15 protein-coding genes, 1 tRNA gene and 1 pseudogene are annotated in these 20,941 nt (G+C 70.2%); 10 read left to right on the top strand and 7 right to left on the bottom strand.

Annotated features, from left to right (window positions below):
• Window positions 1-661 precede the first annotated feature (661 nt).
• Window positions 662-833: pseudogene (locus EV186_RS35870) on the top strand (IS5/IS1182 family transposase); the annotation flags it as partial.
• Window positions 834-1,042: 209 nt separating this feature from the next.
• Here the strand turns inward: EV186_RS35870 and EV186_RS35865 are convergent.
• A tRNA-Leu gene (locus tag EV186_RS35865) sits at window positions 1,043-1,127 on the bottom strand.
• 83 nt (window positions 1,128-1,210) lie between these two features.
• Between EV186_RS35865 and EV186_RS35860 the strand changes: the two genes are divergently transcribed.
• Window positions 1,211-2,536 (top strand): M20/M25/M40 family metallo-hydrolase, encoded by a 1,326-nt coding sequence (locus EV186_RS35860; RefSeq protein ID WP_133853964.1) that lies wholly within the window; start codon window positions 1,211-1,213, stop codon window positions 2,534-2,536.
• A gap of 66 nt (window positions 2,537-2,602) precedes the next feature.
• Window positions 2,603-3,136, top strand: a complete 534-nt coding sequence (locus EV186_RS35855; protein ID WP_133853963.1) for a DUF2231 domain-containing protein — start codon at window positions 2,603-2,605, stop codon at window positions 3,134-3,136.
• Here EV186_RS35855 and EV186_RS35850 read toward each other — a convergent pair.
• Window positions 3,121-3,672: a GNAT family N-acetyltransferase gene (locus EV186_RS35850; protein WP_133853962.1), complete on the bottom strand. Its 552-nt coding sequence runs from the start codon at window positions 3,670-3,672 to the stop codon at window positions 3,121-3,123. The genes EV186_RS35855 and EV186_RS35850 overlap by 16 nt on opposite strands.
• A 146-nt stretch (window positions 3,673-3,818) precedes the next feature.
• On the opposite strand from EV186_RS35850, the gene EV186_RS35845 reads away from it, so the two are divergent.
• From EV186_RS35845 to EV186_RS35820, 6 genes are all read left to right on the top strand, one after another.
• Window positions 3,819-4,976, top strand: a complete 1,158-nt coding sequence (locus EV186_RS35845; RefSeq protein ID WP_279538356.1) for a TIGR02679 family protein — start codon at window positions 3,819-3,821, stop codon at window positions 4,974-4,976.
• A 57-nt stretch (window positions 4,977-5,033) separates the two neighbouring features.
• Window positions 5,034-6,575 (top strand): TIGR02677 family protein, encoded by a 1,542-nt coding sequence (locus EV186_RS35840; RefSeq protein ID WP_133853960.1) that lies wholly within the window; start codon window positions 5,034-5,036, stop codon window positions 6,573-6,575.
• A complete protein-coding gene (locus EV186_RS35835; RefSeq protein ID WP_133853959.1) occupies window positions 6,572-7,816 on the top strand; it encodes a TIGR02678 family protein in 1,245 nt (414 codons plus the stop codon). Before EV186_RS35840 ends, EV186_RS35835 begins: the two co-directional genes overlap by 4 nt.
• The gene (locus EV186_RS35830) at window positions 7,813-11,859 is read left to right on the top strand and encodes a TIGR02680 family protein (RefSeq protein WP_133853958.1); all 4,047 of its coding nucleotides are present in this window, start codon (window positions 7,813-7,815) and stop codon (window positions 11,857-11,859) included. Before EV186_RS35835 ends, EV186_RS35830 begins: the two co-directional genes overlap by 4 nt.
• Window positions 11,860-12,043: 184 nt before the next feature.
• Window positions 12,044-13,486 carry a cytosine permease gene (locus EV186_RS35825; protein ID WP_166659488.1) on the top strand — a complete coding sequence of 481 codons (1,443 nt, stop codon included), beginning with the start codon at window positions 12,044-12,046 and terminating at the stop codon, window positions 13,484-13,486.
• Window positions 13,483-14,136 (top strand): thiaminase II/PqqC family protein, encoded by a 654-nt coding sequence (locus EV186_RS35820; RefSeq protein WP_208115952.1) that lies wholly within the window; start codon window positions 13,483-13,485, stop codon window positions 14,134-14,136. The genes EV186_RS35825 and EV186_RS35820 overlap by 4 nt, the downstream gene beginning before the upstream one ends.
• Before the next feature lie 3 nt (window positions 14,137-14,139).
• Here EV186_RS35820 and EV186_RS35815 read toward each other — a convergent pair whose 3' ends face one another.
• Window positions 14,140-16,221: a diguanylate cyclase gene (locus EV186_RS35815; protein ID WP_243754494.1), complete on the bottom strand. Its 2,082-nt coding sequence runs from the start codon at window positions 16,219-16,221 to the stop codon at window positions 14,140-14,142.
• A gap of 600 nt (window positions 16,222-16,821) precedes the next feature.
• Here EV186_RS35815 and EV186_RS35810 point away from each other — a divergent pair.
• On the top strand, window positions 16,822-17,529 hold the full coding sequence (locus EV186_RS35810; RefSeq protein ID WP_208115951.1) for a hypothetical protein: 708 nt from the start codon (window positions 16,822-16,824) through the stop codon (window positions 17,527-17,529).
• A 215-nt stretch (window positions 17,530-17,744) separates the two neighbouring features.
• Here the strand turns inward: EV186_RS35810 and EV186_RS35805 are convergent, their stop codons facing one another.
• The 4 genes from EV186_RS35805 to EV186_RS35790 form a co-directional block, all read right to left on the bottom strand.
• A complete protein-coding gene (locus EV186_RS35805) occupies window positions 17,745-18,524 on the bottom strand; it encodes an RNA ligase family protein (RefSeq protein ID WP_133853954.1) in 780 nt (259 codons plus the stop codon).
• Window positions 18,525-18,626: 102 nt separating this feature from the next.
• Window positions 18,627-18,839 (bottom strand): DUF5703 family protein, encoded by a 213-nt coding sequence (locus tag EV186_RS35800; RefSeq protein ID WP_133853953.1) that lies wholly within the window; start codon window positions 18,837-18,839, stop codon window positions 18,627-18,629.
• A gap of 23 nt (window positions 18,840-18,862) precedes the next feature.
• Complete coding sequence (locus tag EV186_RS35795; protein ID WP_243754493.1) at window positions 18,863-19,861, bottom strand: YncE family protein; 999 nt, start codon at window positions 19,859-19,861, stop codon at window positions 18,863-18,865.
• An 84-nt stretch (window positions 19,862-19,945) separates the two neighbouring features.
• The gene (locus EV186_RS35790) at window positions 19,946-20,905 is read right to left on the bottom strand and encodes an aldo/keto reductase (protein ID WP_166659487.1); all 960 of its coding nucleotides are present in this window, start codon (window positions 20,903-20,905) and stop codon (window positions 19,946-19,948) included.
• Window positions 20,906-20,941: the final 36 nt, after the last annotated feature.

The raw sequence follows: 20,941 nt of genomic DNA, 5'->3' as shown, positions 1-20,941 counted from the left end.
CAGCAAATGTGCGGATCAGCGGCTTACCGAGTTCGAGCCGCTCTGCAACGCGCCGAGAAGCGGGTGGCGGGCCGACCGAACAAGACGGTGCGGGTAGTCGCAATCTCTTGAAAGAAGCGCGGAAACGTTCGGAATCGGTCGGATCACCAGCGTTATCCGCAGAGTAATGTACAAGGAAAAGAGGTATGCGTGGCCAAGGCGAAAGATGTGATGCATGCTCGGACGTTCGTCACAGCATGACTTTTCACAGAAAGAAGCTAAACCGGTGACCATTTGGCAACCCTTTTGCAGGAACGACTTCGACGACTGTTGATCATCGACGATATATCTTGCCCGGGCAAGAGTGGGCCCTCAGCGCAGCTTGCAATGCTACCAGGAGACTAACAACCCTGCTTCCGCCTCTCGCCGGTTTGGAGGCGGCGTGGAAAGTCGACCGGAGAGACAGCCGGACACAGATTCGGCTGGACATACTTGTTGCGCGGGTTGGTTCGTTGTGGGTGTGTGCAAACGGAAGATGCAAGGTGGGCGTCCGGCTCGGCGAAGCTGTTAGATTCGGCTGTCAACAGATAGATCGAAAGGTGTTCAGCCGGGACAACGTCGAACGAACGGTCGCTGAGATGGTCGGTGATCAACCTCGACCGGCGATAGTGATCATGATTGGGTGCAGGTGATCTTGGCGTCGCGGTCGGACTGGATCAGGCCGTTTCACGGGTGTGGAGCCTGGCCAATTCCGTAAGCTGGTGCGGGAGGTGGCCCGGCGTGGTGGTGACTCGATCGCCGATGGTCGGCCGAGGCGGCGGTGGCGGCTGGACCTGCCCGACCGGGTGCTGCTGACTGGTTGGTGATCCGGGTCTGGGAGCGCGACGACCCGCAGGCCGCAGCCGACCATATTCATCCGCATGGTGGCCGAGCGCGGCAATCATTGCCGAGGGAAGCATGCGCGTATTCGTGTGGGTTATGAACCCCCATGTCCGCGACCAGCAAGTTCACTGAAGAAAGATCAAATAAGCAGGGAAAGCCGCTGGTCAGAGAGTCGATGATGTGTCCGAGGGGGGACTTGAACCCCCACGCCCTTAACCGGGCACTAGCACCTCAAGCTAGCGCGTCTGCCATTCCGCCACTCGGACTTACCGCTGCTGTCGCGGTGCGATCAGAGTACTCGACGGTCCGCGATCATCCCAACCGGGGGTCAGGGTGATAGGAAGTGCCAGTGACCGACGCGCATGACACCACGCTTGCCCAAGATGAGGCAGTGGCTCTGACCTCTGAACTCATCCAGATCGACACCAGCAACACCGGTGATCCGGCCACGACGGTCGGCGAGCGGGCGGCCGCCGAATACGTGGCTGCCAAGTTGGCTGAGGTGGGCTACGAGACCACCTACGTCGAGTCGGGTGGGGAGGGGCGGGGAAACGTCTTCGCCCGGTTGGCCGGGTCGGAGCCCGGGCGCGGTGCGTTGCTGATCCACGGGCACCTCGACGTCGTCCCCGCCGATCCCTCCGAGTGGTCGGTGCACCCGTTCTCCGGCGCCATCCAGGACGGCTACGTGTGGGGCCGCGGCGCGGTCGACATGAAGGACATGGTCGCGATGACCTTGGCCATCGCGCGGCGGTTCAAGCGGGACGGCGTGGTGCCCCGCCGCGACCTCGTGTTCGCCTTCGTGGCCGACGAGGAGGCCGGCGGGGCTTATGGCGCTCAGTGGCTGGTCAAGAACCGGCCGGAGCTCTTCGAGGGCGTGACCGAAGCGATCGGCGAGGTCGGCGGGTTCTCCATCACGCTCGGCGAGGACGTGCGCGCCTACACCATCGAGACCGCCGAGAAGGGCATCGCCTGGATGAAGCTGCGCGCCCGCGGCCGCGCCGGGCATGGCTCGATGGTCCACGACGACAACGCCGTCACGAAGCTGGCCGCGGCCGTCGCGCGGCTGGGCGCGCACAAGTTCCCGATCGTGCTCACCGACAGCGTGCGTGAATTCCTCGATGCGGTCGGGCGGCTGACGGGCCTCGAGTTCCCCGAGGACGACCTGGAGGGGTCGATCGCCAAGCTCGGGAGCATCGCCCGGATCGTCGGCGCCACCATCCGCGACACGGCCAACCCGACGATGCTCACGGCCGGCTACAAGGCCAACGTGATCCCGTCGGTGGCCGAGGCTGTCGTGGACTGCCGGGTGCTGCCGGGCCGCGAGGAGGCCTTCGAGCAGGAGCTCGACGAGATCCTCGGTCCCGACATCGAGCGCGAGTGGGTCACGCACCTTCCCTCGGTGGAGACGACGTTCGACGGTGAGCTGGTCGACTCCATGACCGAAGCCTTGCTCGCCGAGGACCCTGGCGCGACGACCCTGCCGTACATGCTCTCCGGCGGCACCGACTCGAAGGCGTTCCACACCCTCGGCATCCGCTGCTTCGGCTTCTCACCACTGCGTCTGCCCGCCGACCTCGACTTCGGCGCGCTCTTCCACGGCGTCGACGAACGCGTCCCGGTGGACGCGCTGAAGTTCGGCGTGCGGGTGCTCGACCGGTTCCTGCGCACCTGCTGAACCGATCTCGACCGCCACGCGTAGTGAGCGGGTGACCGCTGCTCTGCCAAGTCGGGAGGATCCGATATGCCCGAGTTCGTGAACGGACTACCGCTGCATGCCCTGCTGGTGCACGTGGTGGTGGTGCTGGTGCCGCTCGCGGTGCTCGGGGCCATCGTCATCGCGGTGTGGCCTGCCGCCCGACGGCGGTTCGGGTGGCTGGTGCTCGGGTTCGCGGTGGTCGACGCGATCGTCGTGCCGCTGACGACGGAGAGCGGCGAGAACCTCGACCGCCGCGTCCCGTCCAATCCCCAGCTCGCCGAGCACGAGCGGCTGGGCGACATGATGATCTACTGGGTCGTGCCGCTGCTCGTGCTGATCGCCGCTCTGATGGCTCTCGAGGTCGTGCGCCGGCGCCAGCTCACCACGATCGACGCGGGTGGCCCGGGCACGCAGACGGCCGCGACGGGGCAGGTGGCGTCCTGGCTGATGCCCGTCTCGATCGTCGTGGCGGTGCTCACCGTGGCCGTCGCGGTCGGCACCGGCATCCACTGCTTCCGGGTCGGCGACGCCGGCGCCAAGTCGGTGTGGGGCTTCGTCCAGGATCAGCCGGCGCGCTGACCGAGATCCTTGTGGTAGAGCCGGAAATCGCACGTCGTGGCCAGTAGCGGTGCGAGTTCCGGCAGGTACTCGGCCGGCTCGCCGACGTGCGTGAGCCGGTAGCCCAGCCGCTCGTACCAGGCTGCGACGAACTCCTTGCTGGGGTGTTTCCACTCGCGCGGCACCAGCAACTCGAGCTGCATCCGCGCGCAGCCCTCGGCCAGGCTCGCCTGCTCGGCGAACCGGATCAGCTCGCGCCCGACGCCCGCACCCCGGCACCGGCGATCCGCGGCCAGCATGCCGAACTCGCCCAGGTCCTCGGCGAGGCGGTCGACGCGCACGCAGCCGACGACCTCGCCGTCCACTGTGGCCACCACGATCCGCCCGGCCGCGGTCATCTCGGCGAGCTCGGCGGCGCTCGTCCGATCCGCGCCGTCGCGCCAGAGACCGCGCTCGGCCTCGGCGTAGACCTCGTTGACCAGGGCGCTGAGCGAGTCCATCAGGGCTCGATCCCCAGCGGATTCCGGCGCCAGCCGGCGAACGACCACCTCGGACATGCCGCGATCCTACGAACACCACCCGGCTTGCGTGGCTGGGCACGAGCAGGCAACCATCGTCGGGTCCGGCCGATCGTGGACCTGGAGGAACGATTCGAGAGTTCGCAACCTCGCTCGCCCCGCTGTGGCAGGCCGCCCACGCCCGGTTGTCGTCCGGCCGTCCGGTCACCCGGGTCCGGGTCGGTCCGCTGACCGAGGACCAGCGGGTGGCCCTGGCCGACTTGCTCGGCATGGACCGGTTGCCACCGGCGACGGTGACGGTGCCGGTCGCCAAGCTCGATCAGGTCCTCGCCGAAACGGGCGACGGACTGCGCGACGTGGTCACCAGGCTGGTGGGCCCGATCGAGGACCGCGCCGGGCAGCGTGCGGCCGCGATCGCCGATCGCGCCGAGCTCTGGGCTTGGCTGGCCGGACACCCCGTCGTGGTCGGGCAGCCCGTGTTGGCCGACTGGGTCGGGTTCGTCCGCAAGCTGGGGCTGGTCGGCGGCTCCGTCGCGCGCACCAGATCGTTGCTCGAACAGGTGCTCACGGTTCTGGGGGAGCTGCCGGCCACCGGTGTTCCACTGCCGGTGCTCGCCGAACAGACGCTGCGGGATTCGCACGGTCTCGACGACGGCACCCGCTGCGCCACTCTGGTCCTGCGCGCGCTGGCCGCCATCTACGAGGTGCCGATGCCGGCCGACGTGGTCGAGCGGCGCCGACTGTGGGAGCGGGCCGGTGTCGCCGACGACGAGTTGTCCTCGGTGGTGCTGGTCGCGGGGCTGCGGCCGACGGGGCCTGGCCTAGTGAGCGACATGCTCCGGCTCTGCGCTGACGCCGGGCACGTGGCGGCGTTGACGCTCGCGCACGTACGTGCGGCGCAATGGTCCGGTGGTTGGCCGGAGACCGTCTGGGTGTTCGAGAACCCGAGCATCGTCGCGGTGGCGCTCGCCCGGTTCGGCACTCGGTGCCCACCGGTCGTGTGCACGTCCGGGTGGCCCAACAGTGCCGTGGTCCTGCTCCTCCAAGGGCTGTCCTCGGCGGGGTGCCGGCTTCGCTACCACGGCGACTTCGACGGTGAGGGGATCCGCATCGCGGCCAACGTCGCCGCCCGGACCGGGGCGACCCCGTGGCGCATGGGAGCATCCGACTACCTCGACGCCCTGGGCCCGCGCCCCGCAGGTCCGAGCGTGGGGCGGGTAACGGACGCGCCCTGGGACCCGGATCTCGCCGGTCACCTGCGCGAGCACGACGTGACGGTCAGCGAGGAGCGCGTGGCCGAGACCCTCATGGCGGAACTGGACAATTACCGGTCACCTGGGTGAGCCTCGTTCGCGACGCGGTTCGCACCGCGATGATGGAGCGAAAGAGGGGGAGGACGTGTGGAGCCCATCCGCGTGCCACCGGAGATGTTCCGGTTCACCAGCGGCGACCGCGCGGGCCTCTACATCGCCATCCTCCAGGCCTTCGGTGAGGCGAACGAACGCCTCGAGACCGCACTGGGCTTGGACGACGTGCGGGCCAGGCTCCGGTCGGTCGGCTGGCTCGACGCGATCGAGGATGACGACCTCGTCGCCGCCCTGAGCCAGTTGCGTGAGTGGAACCTGGTCGACGTCACCCAGAACCACGCGGAGAACTACCGCACCGCGAGCGAGTACGAACGTCGCAACCTTCAGTACTCCCTGACCAGACAGGGCGAAGCGGCGTTCGCCGGCGTCCTGCACGCGCTGTCCGTGCTGACCTCGGCCGGGGCGCTTCAGACCGCCGTGCTCGATGCGATCGCCGACCGGCTCGGCGACCTGGACGCCCTGCTCGGCGACGACGCCGGCACCGACCGCCGGATCTTCAGCGCCCTGATGGAGCTCGAGGGGCACCTCGACGCGCTGCGGACCAACACCACGCAGTTCAACGGCGAGTTGCAGCGGCTGCTGCGTGCCGACGGCGCCGAACTGTCGACGTTCCACGAGGTCAAAGCCGCCACCGTGGCCTACCTGCAGGAGTTCCTCACCAACCTGGACCAGCGCACGCGGTCGATCGAGACCCGGATCGGCCGGGTCGAGGCGCACGGGGTGGGCGTGCTGCACCACCGCGCGCTCATGGGCGCCGACCTGCCGAGGCTTGGCGGTGGTGATCCCGGCCCGGAGTGGCTCGCCCACCGCCATGCCCGTTGGGAGGGGCTGCGTGCGTGGTTCCTCCCCGCGGACGGCACCCGTCCGCGGGTCGAGCAGCTGCACCTGGTGGCCCGGCGCGCGATCATCACGTTGCTGCAGGTGCTCGATCGGATCACCGAGTCGCGCCGGCGAGCCAGCAGCGCGGTGGCGGACTTCCGCGAGCTCGCGCGGTGGTTCACGGTGCTACCGGCCCAGGACGACCTGCACCGGGTCTGGTCCACGGTGTTCGGACTGGCGCCGGCCCGCCACGCACACCTGAGCCACCCCGATCCGGAGCTGGTGAGCACGTCGGCGAGCTGGTCGGACGCGCCGGCGGTGGAGGTGTCGGCCCTGCTGCGGTCGTCGGGCCGGACGGAGCGGTTCAGCCGAACCGGCCGGGTTCGTGACGTGGGCTCGATCAAGGCCGCTCGCGCGGAACTCGCGCTCGCCGAGCGGGCCCAGCTCGAGGCGGCGTGGAGTCTGCTCGACACCCACGGGTCCGTCCGCCTCTCGGCGTTCGGACGGCTCGAGCACGGCACCTTCGAACGCCTCCTCGAACTGCTCGGGCGAGCGTTGGCCAGCAACCCGACGTCGTCCGGCACCCGTCGCGCGACCACCACCGACGGGAAGATCGAGATCATCCTGCGCCACCCGGCCGACGGGGCGATCGCCCAGCTGATCACGCCGCGCGGCCGGTTCAGCGGGCCCGACTACGAGATCGAGATCCGCGCGTCCGGGGTAGCTCAGTCGCGCGGGAAGCGGGCAGCGCCATGAGCAACCTGTCCAACCAGCTCGTGATCGCCGAACGGGACGAGGTCGCCCGGGGGATCAGGATCATGCTGGTCAGCCCGCTGCTGCACGAACGCGGCGCGCCGGAGCAGTTCGACCTGGTGCGCCGCCGGCGCGAACCGATCACGAAGTGGTTCGACTACTACTGCGGATGGGACCTGGCCGTCGAGCCGCGCCTCGGGTACGCACGGCTGGCCAAGGTCCGGCCGACGGCCGATGGGAGTCGCCCGCTGCGTCGCCGCCGGTCCGGGCAAGCTCCGTTCGATCGCCGTCGTTACGTCCTGCTGTGCATGGCCGCGGCCGAGTTGCTCAGCGTGCCGGTGACCACCATCGGGCTGCTCGCCGACCGGGTGGCACGCGCCACGGCGGCCGACCCGGTCGTGGCGGACTTCGTCACCGCGGTCCGCGGCGAGCGCATGGCATTCGTCGACGCCCTGCGCGTGCTGGAGCACCTCGGCACGATCGAAGTATTGGACGGTGCCACCGAGTCCTTTGTGGACGCTGTGGAGGCCAAGGTGCTCTACCGTGTCGACAACACCTTGCTCATGCGCTTGTTGTCGGCGCCCACCGGGGTGTCCCAGCTCGCCGTACCCGCCGAGGAGGTTCCCGCGCGGTTCGACGAATTGCTGTCGGCGGTGTCCCGCGAACGGCGCTACGGGGCCGCGCCCGAGCAATCCGGTCACCTTCCGCCGGTCTCCGAGGTCCAGCGAAACCTCTGGCTGCGCCATTCGATCTTCCGCAGGCTCGTCGACGATCCGGTCGTCTACCTCGACGACCTGACCGGGGACGAGCGGGCTTACCTGAACTCGCCGACCGGACGCCAGCTGCTGCGCCGGGCGGCGAGCGAGGGCGGCTTCCTCGTCGAGGAACGTGCCGAGGGCGTCATGTTCGTCGACCCGGACGCCATCGCCACGGATCACCGGTTCCCGGATGGCGCCGGCAACGCGAAGGTCGCGGCGCTGCTCTTGCTGGACCGCATCGATGCGGTGACGACGATCGAGCAACTGCGGGTGATCGCGGGGGAGTTGCTGGCCAAGTTCCCCCGCTGGGCCAAGGGGTACCGCGGTGACAACGGGATCCACACGCTCGTGACCGAGGCGTTGGACGTTCTGCGTGGGTTCGGCCTCGTCCGGGTCGCCGACGGTCTGGTGCACCCGCTGCCCGCCGCCGGGAGGTATGCCGTGGACGCCACGCGGACCAGTGATCCAGGGGAGGGCACTTCGTGACCGTGACCGACCTGCCGCGCCGGGCCGCGGAGCCCGCGCCCGCCCGAGCCGACCGCTGGATCCCGTCGCGGGCGGGCATCCTCAACGTCTGGCGGTACTACGACGAGGTTTTCGAATTCCACCAGGGCAGGCTCCTGCTGCGCGGGCCGAACGGAACCGGCAAGTCCAAGGCGCTGGAGTTGCTGCTGCCGTTCCTGTTCGACGCGAACCTGCGAGCGAACCGGCTGTCGACGTTCGGCACCGGCGAGCGCACGATGCACTGGAACCTCATGGGGGAAGGCGCCTCCGGCACCACCAGGGTCGGCTACGTGTGGTTGGAATTCCAGCGTCCCGGCGACCCTGACGGGTGGTTCTCCTGCGGTGCCCGCCTGCAGGCGAGCAACCACACGACCACCGCGCACGCCGACTACTTCACGACGACCTTGCGCATCGGCGAGCCCGACGGGCTGTCGCTGGTCACCGACGCGAGCACACCGCTGACCAGGAGCGCCCTGGAACAGGCGCTCGGCGAGCAGGGCACCCTGCACGCGAACGCGACCGACTACCGCGCCGCGGTGCGCACCACGCTCTTCCCCGGCTTGAGCGAGCAGCGCTACGACGCGTTGATCACTGCCCTGCTGCAGCTGCGCACCCCGAAGCTCTCGCAGCGGCTGGACCCGGCGCTGTTGTCCACATTGCTCTCCCGCGCCCTGCCTCCGTTGGGGCAGCAGGAGATCGCCGATCTGGCCGAGGGTTTCGAACGGCTCGACCGGCAGCGGGAGCGCCTGGCCAAGATGGACGAGGAAGTCGCGGCGGCGCGCGGTTTGGCGACCAGGCAACGCACCTACGCGCAGCGGGTGCTCCGGGCGGCGTCCGCCGCGCTGATCTCGGCGACCACCGAGCTGGACAACCTCACCAAGTCGGCACGCCGATCCGCCGACGACCTCGAGCGCGTCGAGCAGGAGAAGGCCGCCACCGAGACGCTCGTGGAAAACCTGGTCCACGAAGAAGAGGACACGAGGGCGCGCATCGACGGGCTCGTCGACAGCAAGGCCTACCAACAGGGCCGGGAACTCGACCAGCTCAGGCAGGACACGAAGAAGGAAGCCGAGCGCGCCGCCGTCCTGCGTGCCGACGCGACCGGCAAACGGGCGCGGGCCGCGGATGATGCCGATCAGGTACGGGCTGCGGAGGGCCACTTGGCCGCCCGGGAGCGGATCGTCGTCAACCGTGCCGAGGACACCCGCCAGGCGGCGTCCAGGGCCGGTCTCGTCAGCGTCCAGGGCGAGGTCCTCGCGACCCTGGACACCGAGCCCGAGAGGTCGCGCCCCTTGCTGCGCGCGGCCGTGCACGGCCGCCTCCAGCAGATCGCTCTGGTGCGACAGGCGCTGGCGGAGCACGACAGGGCGGTCGATCGCCGTCAGCAGGCCGAGACCGATCTCGACGACGCCCGCGACGAGCTGGCCGAGGCGGTACAGGACCGGGTCGCGGCGGCCGAGGCGTGCGAGCAGGCGCTGGACGAACTCACGTTTGCCTTGCGCGAGTGGGCAAGCGGGTGCCAGGAGTTGCGGTTCGCCGACCTCGACCTGTTCGCCGACCTCGTCGAGGACGAAACGGAGCTGATCGCGCACATCGAATCCGCCAGCGAGCGGGTACGAGGCGAACTCGTCCGCGATCGCACGGTCATCGCCACGCGACGCGCCACGGTGCTGGCCGAGCGCGAGCATCTCACCGCCGAGCTGACCAGGCTGGCCGACCGGCGCGAGCTGCCACCACAGGCGCCGCCGACGCGGACGACCGACCGGACCACCATGGCCGGGGCACCGTTGTGGCGGTTGATCCGCTTCCGCGACTCGGTGCCGGACGCCGCCCAGGCCACGATCGAAGCCGCCTTGCAGTCGGCAGGTCTGCTGGACGCCTGGGTCGGGGTGTCCGGGGAAGTGGTCGGCCACGACATCTTCGCCGAACCGGAGGCGCTGGCCGCGGCTCCTGGGCGGTCGTTGTCCGACGTCCTGGTGCCGGAGCCGGATACGGCCGTGACATCGGCCGTGGTCACCCGGCTGCTGTCGGCGATCGCGTTCGGCGAGCACCCACCGCACGGCCATCCCGGGGCCATCGGCGCCGATGGCGCCTGGCGCCTGGGAAACCTGCGGGGCAGCTGGCACAAGGCGCAGGCCGAACACATCGGCGCGCCGGCCCGGGAGCGGGCGAGGCAGCGGCGTATCGCCGAGCTGCGGCAAGCCGTCAGCGAACTCGACACCGTCCTGGGTGGACTGGACGAACGCGAAGCCCAACTTGAGGCACGCGAGGCCAGGCTGGCCGGCGATCGCGCCCGCCGGCCACCGCACGACCCGGTCAAGGCGGCCCAGGAGCGGCTTCTGCACGCCGAGTCTACTGTGGCCGTCGCGGACAACGCGGTGCGCAAACGCCTGGACACCTTGGCGCAGCGGGAGTCCAGCGCCAAGGCCGCACAGCGCGAGCTCACGATCGTCGCCGCCGAGCACGAGCTCCCCGCCGAGCGCTCGGCGCTGAGCGCGCTCGAACAAGCCGTCGGAACCTTCCGCGAGCAGGCCGAGCTCTGGCTCGATGGCCACCGCGAGCTGGTTGCCGCCCGGCAGACCGTCCGGGACGCCGGAGCGCGGGCGACGCGGTCGGACGCGGCCGCGACGCAGCGGGAGGAGGAAGCCGAGGAGGCCGAGGGCGCCCACCGCCGGCTCGCGGCGAAACTCGACGTGGTGGCCAGCGCAGTCGGCTTGGACTACCGCGAGGTGCTCGACCAACTGCGCGGACTGCGTGAGCGGTCGACAGCACTCGTCCGAGAGCTCAAGACGGCGCGTGACAAGGTCACCGGCCTCGCCGGACAGGCTGGTGTGCTCGCGGAACGGAGCAAGGCCGACGCGCGCGCCAGGGACCAGGCAACCAGCACCCGTGACGGTGCGGCACGGCGATTCCGGCACCTCGCGGCGACGACCCTTCTCGTGGACAGCGCGTGCGCCGACCTCGACCGGGTGACCGCCACCCTCACGGCGTCCGAGGGCGTACGCGCTGCCCTGGATGCGGCGCGGCTCATCGCCGCCGCCTGGCCGGCCGTGCCCCACGAACAGAACAACCTCGGCGACGCCGTGCACCGGCTTTCGGAGTCGGTGCACGAATGCCGGACGTCGCTGAGCGCGCGTGCCGACCTCGACCTGGAGACCGACGAGGACATCCAGATCTTCACCGCCGTGGTGGACGGCGTGCGGGTCGGCGCCGCCGAACTGCTCGCGATCCTCAAGCAGGACGCCGAACAAAGCAGGCACGACATCACCGACCGGGAACGCGAGCTGTTCGACAAGACCTTGACCGGCGACACCCGCCGCCACCTCGCGGCACGGATCAGGCAGGCCGGCGAACTGGTCGACGCGATGAACGCCCGGCTCGAACGGGTCCGCACCGCGTCGAAGGTGGCGGTGCGGCTGGTCTGGCAGGTCGCGCCGGACCTGCCCGCCGGCACCAAGGAGGCCAGAGAGCTCCTGCTGCGAGATCCCACCCGGCTCGACGACGCGGATCGCGAGTCCCTGCACCGGTTCTTCCGCGAACGGATCGAACAGGCCAAGGCGGACGACACCGCCGCAAGCTGGGAACAGCAGCTGGCGCAGGTGTTCGACTACACCACCTGGCACCAGTTCGTCGTCAAGGTCGATCGCGCGAACGGCACCGGCTGGCAACTGCTCACCAAGAAATTGCACGGTGCGTTGTCCGGCGGCGAAAAGGCCATCGCCTTGCACCTGCCCCTGTTCGCCGCCGTGGCGGCGCACTACCAAGCGGTGCCGACGGCGCCGCGGGTCATCCTGCTCGACGAGGTGTTCGTCGGCGTCGACACGAACAACCGCGGTCAGGTCTTCGCGCTGCTCTCCGCGCTGGACCTCGACCTCGTGCTGACGTCCGACCACGAGTGGTGCACCTATGCCGAACTCAGCGGCGTCGCGATCCACCAGTTGATCACCGGCGACGACGGCGACGACGCGGTCACCACGGCGCGATTTGTCTGGGATGGCACGGATCTCGTCCCTGATGCACAGTGATGATGATCATCTTCTCGAACCAGGCACCGGCTCTGATCAGGGCACGAGGTGGCCCGGCATCCGATGCATCGAGCTTTGCGCCGATCGGGGGACGACAGGATCCGCCCCGTGACTACCGTTTGGTCAGCATCGAGTGGTCGGCTGCGTTCGGTGCGTAGCTTGGGGAGCGGAAGGGTGTGCGTACGTGGTTGAGTCGTCGGCTGGCGGCGAGCTGTCCCGGACCGAGATCGCCGAGGCGGTCTCGCACGACTACTCGACGAGCAGAACGGGATCGGTTCCGCTGGACAAGCGGCGATCCCGGTACCACTTCGTGGCGTTGTGGATCACGCTGGCCGCGGGGTTCACCTACCTGTTCCTCGGGTTCCAGTACCACGACGCGGGCTACTCGTTGGGCAAGGCGCTCGGTGCCGGCGCGCTCGGCGGGCTCGCCTACGTCGTCTACGCCGTGCCCGCCGCGTACCTGGGCTCGTCGACCGGGCAGACGCACGCCTTGCTCGCCCGGTCGATCCTCGGCCGGATCGGCTCGGCGCTGGTGTCGGTGCTGCTGATCGGCGTCGCGGCGGGCTGGACGGCGTTCGCCTTCAACCTGCTGGCCACCCTCTACGACGGCCTTTTCAGCTGGGGCAACGTGGTCCCGATCAGCGTGCTGCTGGCGGTGCTGGGCATCGCCAACAACCTCTTCGGGTTCACCGGGATCGCCGCGTTCGCCCGGTTCGTGGTCGCGCCGGTCATGGTGGTGTGGATCCTGTTCCTGGTCATCAAGGGCTGGACGGAGATCCCGTCGACGGCCTCGAGCCTGCCCGACGAAGGCGCCTTGCCATTCCTCGCCGGCATCGGGGTGGCCATCGGGTCGGTGATGTGGGGCAACGAGCCCGACACCTGGCGCTACGGCAAGCCGCGGCTCGCGTGGCCGATCCCGCCGATGGTGCTCGCGGTGGCGGTCGGGCTGGTGCTCTTCGTCGCGGGCGGCTGGATGATGGCCGAGCTCTCCGGCGCCGGTCAGTACGACTTCGGCCCTGCTTTCCGTTACGTGGTCGGGTATTCGCTCTTCGGTGCGTTGTGGCTGGGCGCGGTCGTCGCCACCGTGCTGCAGGTCGCGATCAACGACGGCAACTACTACGAGATGGTCAACGCCGGGCAGAACCTCGTCGGCCACGCACGCGGGTGGCAGCGCTGGCACACCTGCCTGGTGGTGGCCGTGATCGCGGCGCTGTTCGCGTGGTGGTTCCCGCACCTGGAGAACGGGTTCTTCACCGTCACGGGCTGGTCGTCGATCGCGTTGCCGAGTGCCACCGTGGTCATGTGCGTGGACCGGTTCCTGTTGGCACGGTTGACGAAACTCGAGCGCCCGGTGGCCCCGATCCCGACGTGGCGGCAGGCGGCGACGGCCAACTGGGCGGGCATCGTGGCGGTGGTCGTGGCGGTGCTGTTCGGCGCGTGGGGCCAGGGTTTGCTGCCCGGCCAGGAGTCGGCGCCGTCCGCCGGGCTGGTCCCGGTCGAGGCGTGGCTGATCGCCGGGGTGATCTACGCTGGACTCGCCACCGCGATCGCACGGATACCGAACGCCACCAGGCTGCTGGGCTTCGCCCGGCCGCTGCGTGGCTTGGAAGGAGACGCCCCGTCATGACCCGCTCCGCCGCCGAACTCCTGGACACCATCCGGCGCGAACTGGCGCCCGGGGAGTCGGAGAACCGGCTCGTGCCGCTGGTCGCGGAAGGCAAGGCGGACAAGGCGGCCATCGGCGCGCTCGCCGCGGAGCAGCGCCGCATCATCGAGGCGGACTGGCGCAGTTTCCTGACCCTGGCCGCGCGCTCGACCGAGCCCGCGTCCCGCGAGTTCTTCAGCGGTCTGGCCGGGGGTGAGGGCCTGGCCAAGGCGAAGCTGACGCCGCTCGCCGCCGCGTGTGGTTTCGACGAGGCGGCGATCCGCGACTACAAGCCGCGCCCGGGCTGCCAGGCGTACCCCGCGTACGTTTCCTGGCTCGCGCTGCACAGCGACCCGGCCACCGCGGTGCTGACGCTGGTGGCGAACTTCGCGGCGTGGGGCGGCTACTGCGCCACCATCGCGCAGGGCCTGCGCGAGCACTACGGGTTCGACGACGAGGCGTGCGGCTTCTTCGACTTCTTCGCCACGCCGGTGCCCGAGCTCGAAGAGCAGGCCCTCGCCGCCGCGCAGGCCGGCATCGACGCGGGCATCGACCTGTCGCCGGCCATGGAGCAGGGCCGGTTGCTGCAGGCCTACGAGCTGATGTTCTGGAACACCCTCGCCGAGGGCTGAGCCCTACCGCGTTCCGGTCGGCGGGATGAACAGTCCCGCCGACTCGGACCCGTCGAGGCGGCTGAGCCGACCCACCCGGCCGCTCGCTTCCAAGGCCAGGAACAAGTCGACGACGTCAGGGTCGAACTGGCTTCCCCGGCCGCGGATCAGCTCCTGGCGGGCCTGCTCGGGCGTGCGCATCACGTGGTAGGGCCGGTCGGAGAGCATCGCGGCCCAGGCGTCGCAGACCGCGATCAGCCGCGCCTCGAGGCGGATGCACCGGCCGGAAAGTCCTTGCGGGTAACCGGATCCGTCGTAGCGCTCGTGGTGCTGGCGGATCGACTGGGCCACTTCCTCGAAGCCCGGCACGACCGCCGCGATCCGGTAGCCGTGGTCGGGGTGCTCGCGCATGACACGCCACTCTTCGGCGTCCAGCGCAGCGGGCTTGGCCAGGATCGACGCCGGGATGACGATCTTGCCGATGTCGTGCAGCCGGCCCGCGAGCGCGGCGCGGCGGATCGTGGCGAGGTCGGCGCCCAGCTCCGAGGCCATCACCATCGCCCAGAGGCTGATCGCCTTGCTGTGCTGGTAGTTCGACAACGCGGCGTCGACCTCGTCGGCGGTGCGGAACAGGAACTCGACCATCTCCGCGTCCTCGTCGCAGGAGTGCCGGTCGCCACGCGACGGCACGCCGACGACGACGCGGTCCCGGCCGGCCGACTTCGCCGCGTAGAGCGCGCGGTCGGCGACCGCGATCAGGCCGCCTTCCAGGTGCCCGTGGTCGGGGTAGCTGGCCACACCGATCGACACGGTGACCGCGAGCCAGCAGTCGCCGGCCACCGCGATCGGGCTGCTCGCCACCTGCTCGCGCAGGCGCTGCGCGATGGCGGGCAGGTCCTCGGGGCTGGCGCCGGGCAACAACAGGGCGAACTCCTCGCCGCCGTAGCGGGCGATGACATCGCCCGCCCGCGCCGCGGTGCGCAGCCGCGTGGCCACCTCGACCAGCGCCGCGTCGCCGGCCGGGTGGCCGTACTCGTCGTTGATCGACTTGAACCGGTCGATGTCGACGATGATCACCGCGAGCGGCGCGCCGGATCGGCGGGCCCGCTGGACTTCCAGTGTCAGCTGCGCCTCGAAGAACCGCCGGGTGTGCAGGCCGGTGAGCCCGTCGGTGATGGCCAGCCGGCGTTGGTCGGCGACCAGCGCGGCGAGCCGGGCGATCGCGAGGAGGAACAGGATCGCGCAGGCCGCGGCGATCACCGGCAGGTCCTGCGCGGGCTCGTTCGCGCCACGCACCAGCAGCGTCGCGGGTGCGACGAGCGCGGCCACGCACAACGCCATGATGCGGACCGGGCCCAGCCGTTGATCGGCGACCGGCGACGGATCACCCAGCCAGCGCATCGTCGGGTGCAACGCCGCCGCGCCCAGCGACAGGTTGCCGACGAGCCAGAGGGCGTCGAGCCAGTTGCCGGTCTGGTAGGTCCCGTCCAGCTGCTGTCCGACGTAGATGGTGTCGGCCGCGAAGATCGCCAGCAGGTTGCCGGACAGCAACATGAACGACGGCGGGCGCCGGCCCGTGCCGAGGATCAGGCGCAGCGCGACCGCGAGCATCGCGAGGTCCATCACGGGGTAGGCGACAGAGGTGACCTTCACCAGCATCGGCGAGTCCGCGCGGGCCTGCGGCGCGATGAGGTACAGCCACGAGAGCATCGCCGCCACCACGGCGAGCACGGCGGCGTCGATCAGGCCGGGGATGTCGCGGCCCGGCGTGCGGTGGCGGATCAGCAACACCAGGGCGCACACCACGAGCGGGTAGTGGGCCAGGTAGAGCGGGTCGGCGACGGAGGGGTAGTCGACGAGGTCGAGCAGGTAGTGCCGCAGGTAGAAGGTGCTGTCCGCCACCGCGTACACCAGCTGGCTCGCGCCGAGGAACGCCCAGGCCAGCCACGGCCTCGGGCGGTTGCGCAGGATTCCGACGAACACCGCGACCGCAGCGGACATGCTGGTCAGGCAGTACATGACCACCCGAACCACGACACCGGCGCCGTCGGGTGGGATCAGGTAGTAGCACACGATCGACAATGCGCCGATCGAAAGGTAACCCACCCAGGCCCGGCTGCTGCCCGGACCGCCCAACCCCATGAGATCCCTTCCCGGCAGATTTGTCCAAGCCCACAGGGATAATGCCGCACTGCTCGCAGCGACTACACAGCGGCACCATTGGTCCATTCGAGTTCATTGCAGGTCGAGCCGAATGACGGTTGGTAGTCGAGGGCGTTTGATCCGGGCGATTATTCCAGCGGCCATACCACACCAGCTGCGGCGACAAGGCGATTTTCGCCGGATGTCGAACTTTGTCAGCAGGCAGCCCGGCACCGTCCACATCGGAGCGTCGGCGCGATGGAGGGTGATCCACTATCGTGTAGGCAGATAGCTACAGTCGGTGGTCACATCGGGGGTGTGATGCGCACGGACGGGGACGCGCCACCCGAACGGGTAACGAGGCGCGCGGTGCTGCTCGGGGGCGCCGCCGTCCTGCTGAGCGGGTGCGGATCGTCGACCGCCCCGCCCGCTCGCCCGGTCGCCGGGACGAGCCAGGTCAGGCAGCCACCGCCGCCTCCGGCCGCGCCGGCCAAACCCGGGGTTCTCGACCAGAGGATGTTGGTGGGCTTCTGCGGGGCGCCGGGCAGCCCCGCGCTCGGTCGCATGACCGGGGACCTGCGGGCCGCGGGTGCCCGGTTGATGCGGCAGATCGGCGGCTTTCCCCGCCAGCACCACCCGTTCGGCCCGGTGGTCGAGCTGATCGCGACCACGGTGCAGGCCGCGCCGGGGGCCGACGGGCAGTACCGCACCCGGGCGAGCGCGGCCACGGTGCGGCGCTACCTCGATCAGGCGCGGCGGATGAAAGGCACATTGCTGCTCAACGTCCAGCCGGGCCGCGCCGCGTTCTTACCCGAGGTGCGGGCCTACGAGCGGTGGCTGCGCGAGCCGGACGTCGGCATCGCGCTGGATCCGGAGTGGGCGGTCGATGGCGACCAGGTGCCGGGACGGGAGTTCGGGCACACGACCGGCGCGGAGCTCGACCAGGTGGCGCGTTACCTGAGCGGGCTGGCCAAGCGGCACGACCTGCCGCCGCGGTTGATGATCTACCACCAGCTCGCGTCCAGGATCGTCCGCGGCGAGTCGGCGCTGCGCGCGCACGACGGCGTGTCGATGGTGAAAGTGGTGGACGGAATCGGCAGCCCGGCGGCGAAGAAGGCGACCTGGCGCCGGTTGATGAAGACCAAGCCGAAGCACGTGGCAGCCGGCTTCAAGCTGTTCTACGACGAGGACACCAGGCACGGCCAGCCATTGATGACCCCGGCGCAGGTCATGGCGTTGCGACCCACTCCGGCTTATGTCGTCTACGAATGATCGGAAATGATTCCTGGCTGATCGCAGTGGTCGTTTTCGGGCATCATTTGCTCAAGTAGAAGCACCGGCCCGGTCTCCGATGAGTGCCGGGCCATCATGCGCAGGTGCTGCCCGGTGTATGGGTCGAGTTCCATCGCGCCTGATGGCCGGGTTTGCGGCCGCGTACGCCGACGCCAGGTCGTCATACGTGTGACGGGACCACGGCACCGGGTCGGTCAGGCGGGGGAGCGGCGGCGCAAGGTGCGGTCGTAGTCCTGGAAGCGGGCCTTGGCGATCACGGCCCGATCCGGGGTCCGCAGGACGATGCCCTCGGCCGCACCTCCGGCGCCTTCGTCGAGGGCGCTACGGGTGCGGGGGAGGTGCTCACCGAGGAAGGCGCGCATGGCGGCCAGGTCCGACGGCAGGTCCGCGGCGTCCACGGTGAACAGTCGTGGGGTCAGGGTCAGGCCGTCTTCGGCGGGGCTCTTGGCCAGCTCTTCTTCGGACAGCCACGCCGGGCCGCCGTTCTCGCGCCAGGAGGAGATGCGTTCGGGCGGCAGGGCCAGGATCGACGTGTAGTCCGGGATCACGGCCACGTCGAAGAGGCGGTGACCGACCGCCCGGCTGCCCGTGTACTGCTTGCTCGCCGAGGTCACCTTGCCGCCGTAGACCTCGAGGTAGTGGACGCGGATCACGTCGTCCTCGAGCGGGGGCATGCTGTCGGCGAACGCGCGCAGGGCCGCCACGATGCCCTGCGCGGGATTGCCGAGGAGATCTCCCTTGGCGTACAGCAGTTCCTCGCGGCTGCCGAGCAGGTAGTCACCACCGGGCACGCGGATCACGCGGGAGTTGGTGCCGTCGACCTTCTCGGTACCGAGCACCGGACCCGTGAACGCCACATGTGTGTCGAGCAGCCCGCCGTTGGCGGGGTCGAGCGTGTGGAACGTCGGGATCGACGGGTACTTGGTCAGCGAGTTGAGCGCGCCGAGGTCGGCGGTGCGCAGGTCGAAGGGCATGGCGGTGATCGTGGCAGGCGGGTGCGCGGGGTGTCAGGCGAATTCAGGCATCCGGCAGCGGGCGACCCGCCAGGCCGGCGGGGCGCGGCGGGAGCACCGGGTTTACGTGATCACGCCCGGCAACACCCCGGCCCGGCGCTTGCGTCGCAGCCAGACCTTGCGGGTGCCGTCGGCGTACAACCGCACGTTCGACAGCTCCCACCCCGCGAACTCGGCGTGGATGGACAGCTGGGTGGCCGCTGTGCGCCGCGAAACCCCGGGCGGCAGGCGCAGCGGCCGGTACTCCCAATCCCCGTCGATCACCCCGTCGCTCATCGGACCTCCTGACGTAGGGACTTCTACAGTTCCACCACCTGCACGCCCGCGCCAACACCCGAGGCGACGATCACCCGTCCGTCCGCAGGGTCGACGGCCACGGCGTTGGGCTGGCGAACGGTCGCGAACCGGTACTTCTCGGTCGGCTCGCCACCGGCCACGTCGTACCCCACGACCTCGTTCTTGCTGGTCAACGTCACCCAGGCCAGGTCACGCTCCGGGTCGTAGGCGATCGCGTACGGGGCGCCGGGCACGGGGTAGTTCTGGCGCAGCAGCACCGGGTTCACCGTGAACGCGAGCAGGGCGCCCCCACGCGTGTCGGTGACCAGGACCCGCCCGTAACGGTCGACGACCGCGTGAGACGAGCCGAGCCCGGCGCGCAGGCCCGCGCCGATCATGCCCTTGTCCAGGTCCACGTCGAAGATCGCGGTCCGGCGGCGGTCGAGCAGGGCCACGCCGTTCGGCGTGACCAGCACTTGGTCCGCGCTGTAAAGCCCGCCGACCACCAGCTGCTGGATCTGCCCGCCCCGGATCACGCCCACGCCCTGGCGATCCCGCAACGCGACCAGCGTGGCGCCGCGGTACTCGGCCGTGCTCGCCGGCGCGCCCTTCACGTCGGTGACCTGGGCGGTGCCCTTGGGCAGCTGGATGGTGACCAGCCGGCCCGGATCGCCGACCACGGCGTGCAACACGCCGGGGGAGACCGAGTCGAGCTCGACGGCCGAGCCGTCCAGGGCGATCTTGGTGGGCTTGGCCGTGAGGTCGCGCAACGAGTACAGCAGCACGGCCTTGTCCGCGGCGACGGCCAGCGTGCCGGTGGACTGGTCGACGGCGGCGGCGGTCGCGTGCTCGGTCAACGGCAGCACGGTGCCCTTGAGCTTGGCGGTCTGCGCGGGCGCCACGGCCGGGGTGGCCGCCACGGCGGCCGTCCCGATCTGCATGTCGTCGCTCGGCTGGCTGCCGCACGCGGTCAACGCCAGGGCGCACACGACGCCAAGAACCACCAGAACCCGTGCCCGCACGCCTGCCGACCTCCGAACCGCACCTACGCCAACCCGCCGCGTCCAAGCATGCTCCATGCCACCGACAAGACGGCTGGCCGCCCCTCAGCCCAGCCGTTGCTCCGGATAACCGAGCTCGACGCGGCTCACGTCGTCGAGCGCGGCCCGGATCGCCGGCGGCAGCGTCAGACCCTCCGCGGCGAGCGAGCCGTTCAGCTGCACGGTGTCCCGCGCACCCACGACCGGCGCGACCACGCCGGGCCGGTCCCGCACCCACGCCAGCGCGACGGCCAGCGGCGACGTGCCGAGCCCGTCGGCGGCGGTGACCACGGCCTGCACGATCCGGGCGGCCCGGTCGGTGCGGTGGTGTTCGACGTACGGCGCATAACGGGCGGACGCGCCCCGCGAGTCGGCCGGCGTGCTCGTCCGGTACTTCCCGGTCAGCACGCCACGGCCGAGCGGCGCCCACGGCAGCAGCCCGATGCCGTGGTGGGCGGCGGCGGGCACGACCTCGCGCTCGATGCCGCGCTCGAGCAGCGAGTACTCCACCTGGTTGCTGACCAGCGACGGCCGCAGCCCGGCCGCGGTGGCCAGCTGCCAGCCCGAGTAGTTCGACACGCCCGCGTACCGCACCTTGCCCGACGCGAGCGCCGAGTCGAGCGCGCCGAGCGTCTCCTCGATCGGCACGTTCGGATCCCACGCGTGCAGCTGCCACAGGTCGATGTGGTCGACGCCGAGCCGCTCGAGGGAACCGTCCAGCGCGGTGAGCAACGCGCCACGGGACGCGCCGCCGCCGAACGGGCCCTCGTCACGGCGGGCGACCGCCTTGGTGGCGAGCACGATGCGGTGGCGTGGCACCACGTCGCCGATCAGCCCGCCGAGGATGCGCTCGGCCTCGCCGTCGGCGTAGACGTCGGCGACGTCGACCAGCGTGCCGCCCGCCTCGGTGAAGACGCGCAGTTGGCTGGCCGCCTCGTCGGCATCGGTGTCCCCGCCCCAGGTCATCGTGCCCAGCGCCATCCGGGACACCCGAAGCCCGGATCGGCCCAGGTGTCGTTGCTCCACGATCGCGAAGCCTAAGTGAGCGCGGCCCGGATCACT

This window comes from Labedaea rhizosphaerae (assembly GCF_004362825.1).
Lineage (GTDB): Bacteria > Actinomycetota > Actinomycetes > Mycobacteriales > Pseudonocardiaceae > Labedaea > Labedaea rhizosphaerae.
This window is presented reverse-complemented; position numbering and strand designations above follow the sequence as displayed.

What these genes read in the sequence shown, in the direction of transcription:
- EV186_RS35855 (WP_133853963.1), top strand. Translation starts at nt 2,603, where the DNA reads ATGCCCGAGTTCGTGAACGGACTACCGCTGCATGCCCTGCTGGTGCAC.
- EV186_RS35850 (WP_133853962.1), bottom strand. Translation starts at nt 3,672, where the DNA reads ATGTCCGAGGTGGTCGTTCGCCGGCTGGCGCCGGAATCCGCTGGGGAT.
- EV186_RS35835 (WP_133853959.1), top strand. Translation starts at nt 6,572, where the DNA reads ATGAGCAACCTGTCCAACCAGCTCGTGATCGCCGAACGGGACGAGGTC.
- EV186_RS35820 (WP_208115952.1), top strand. Translation starts at nt 13,483, where the DNA reads ATGACCCGCTCCGCCGCCGAACTCCTGGACACCATCCGGCGCGAACTG.
- EV186_RS35810 (WP_208115951.1), top strand. Translation starts at nt 16,822, where the DNA reads ATGACCGGGGACCTGCGGGCCGCGGGTGCCCGGTTGATGCGGCAGATC.
- EV186_RS35805 (WP_133853954.1), bottom strand. Translation starts at nt 18,524, where the DNA reads ATGCCCTTCGACCTGCGCACCGCCGACCTCGGCGCGCTCAACTCGCTG.
- EV186_RS35800 (WP_133853953.1), bottom strand. Translation starts at nt 18,839, where the DNA reads ATGAGCGACGGGGTGATCGACGGGGATTGGGAGTACCGGCCGCTGCGC.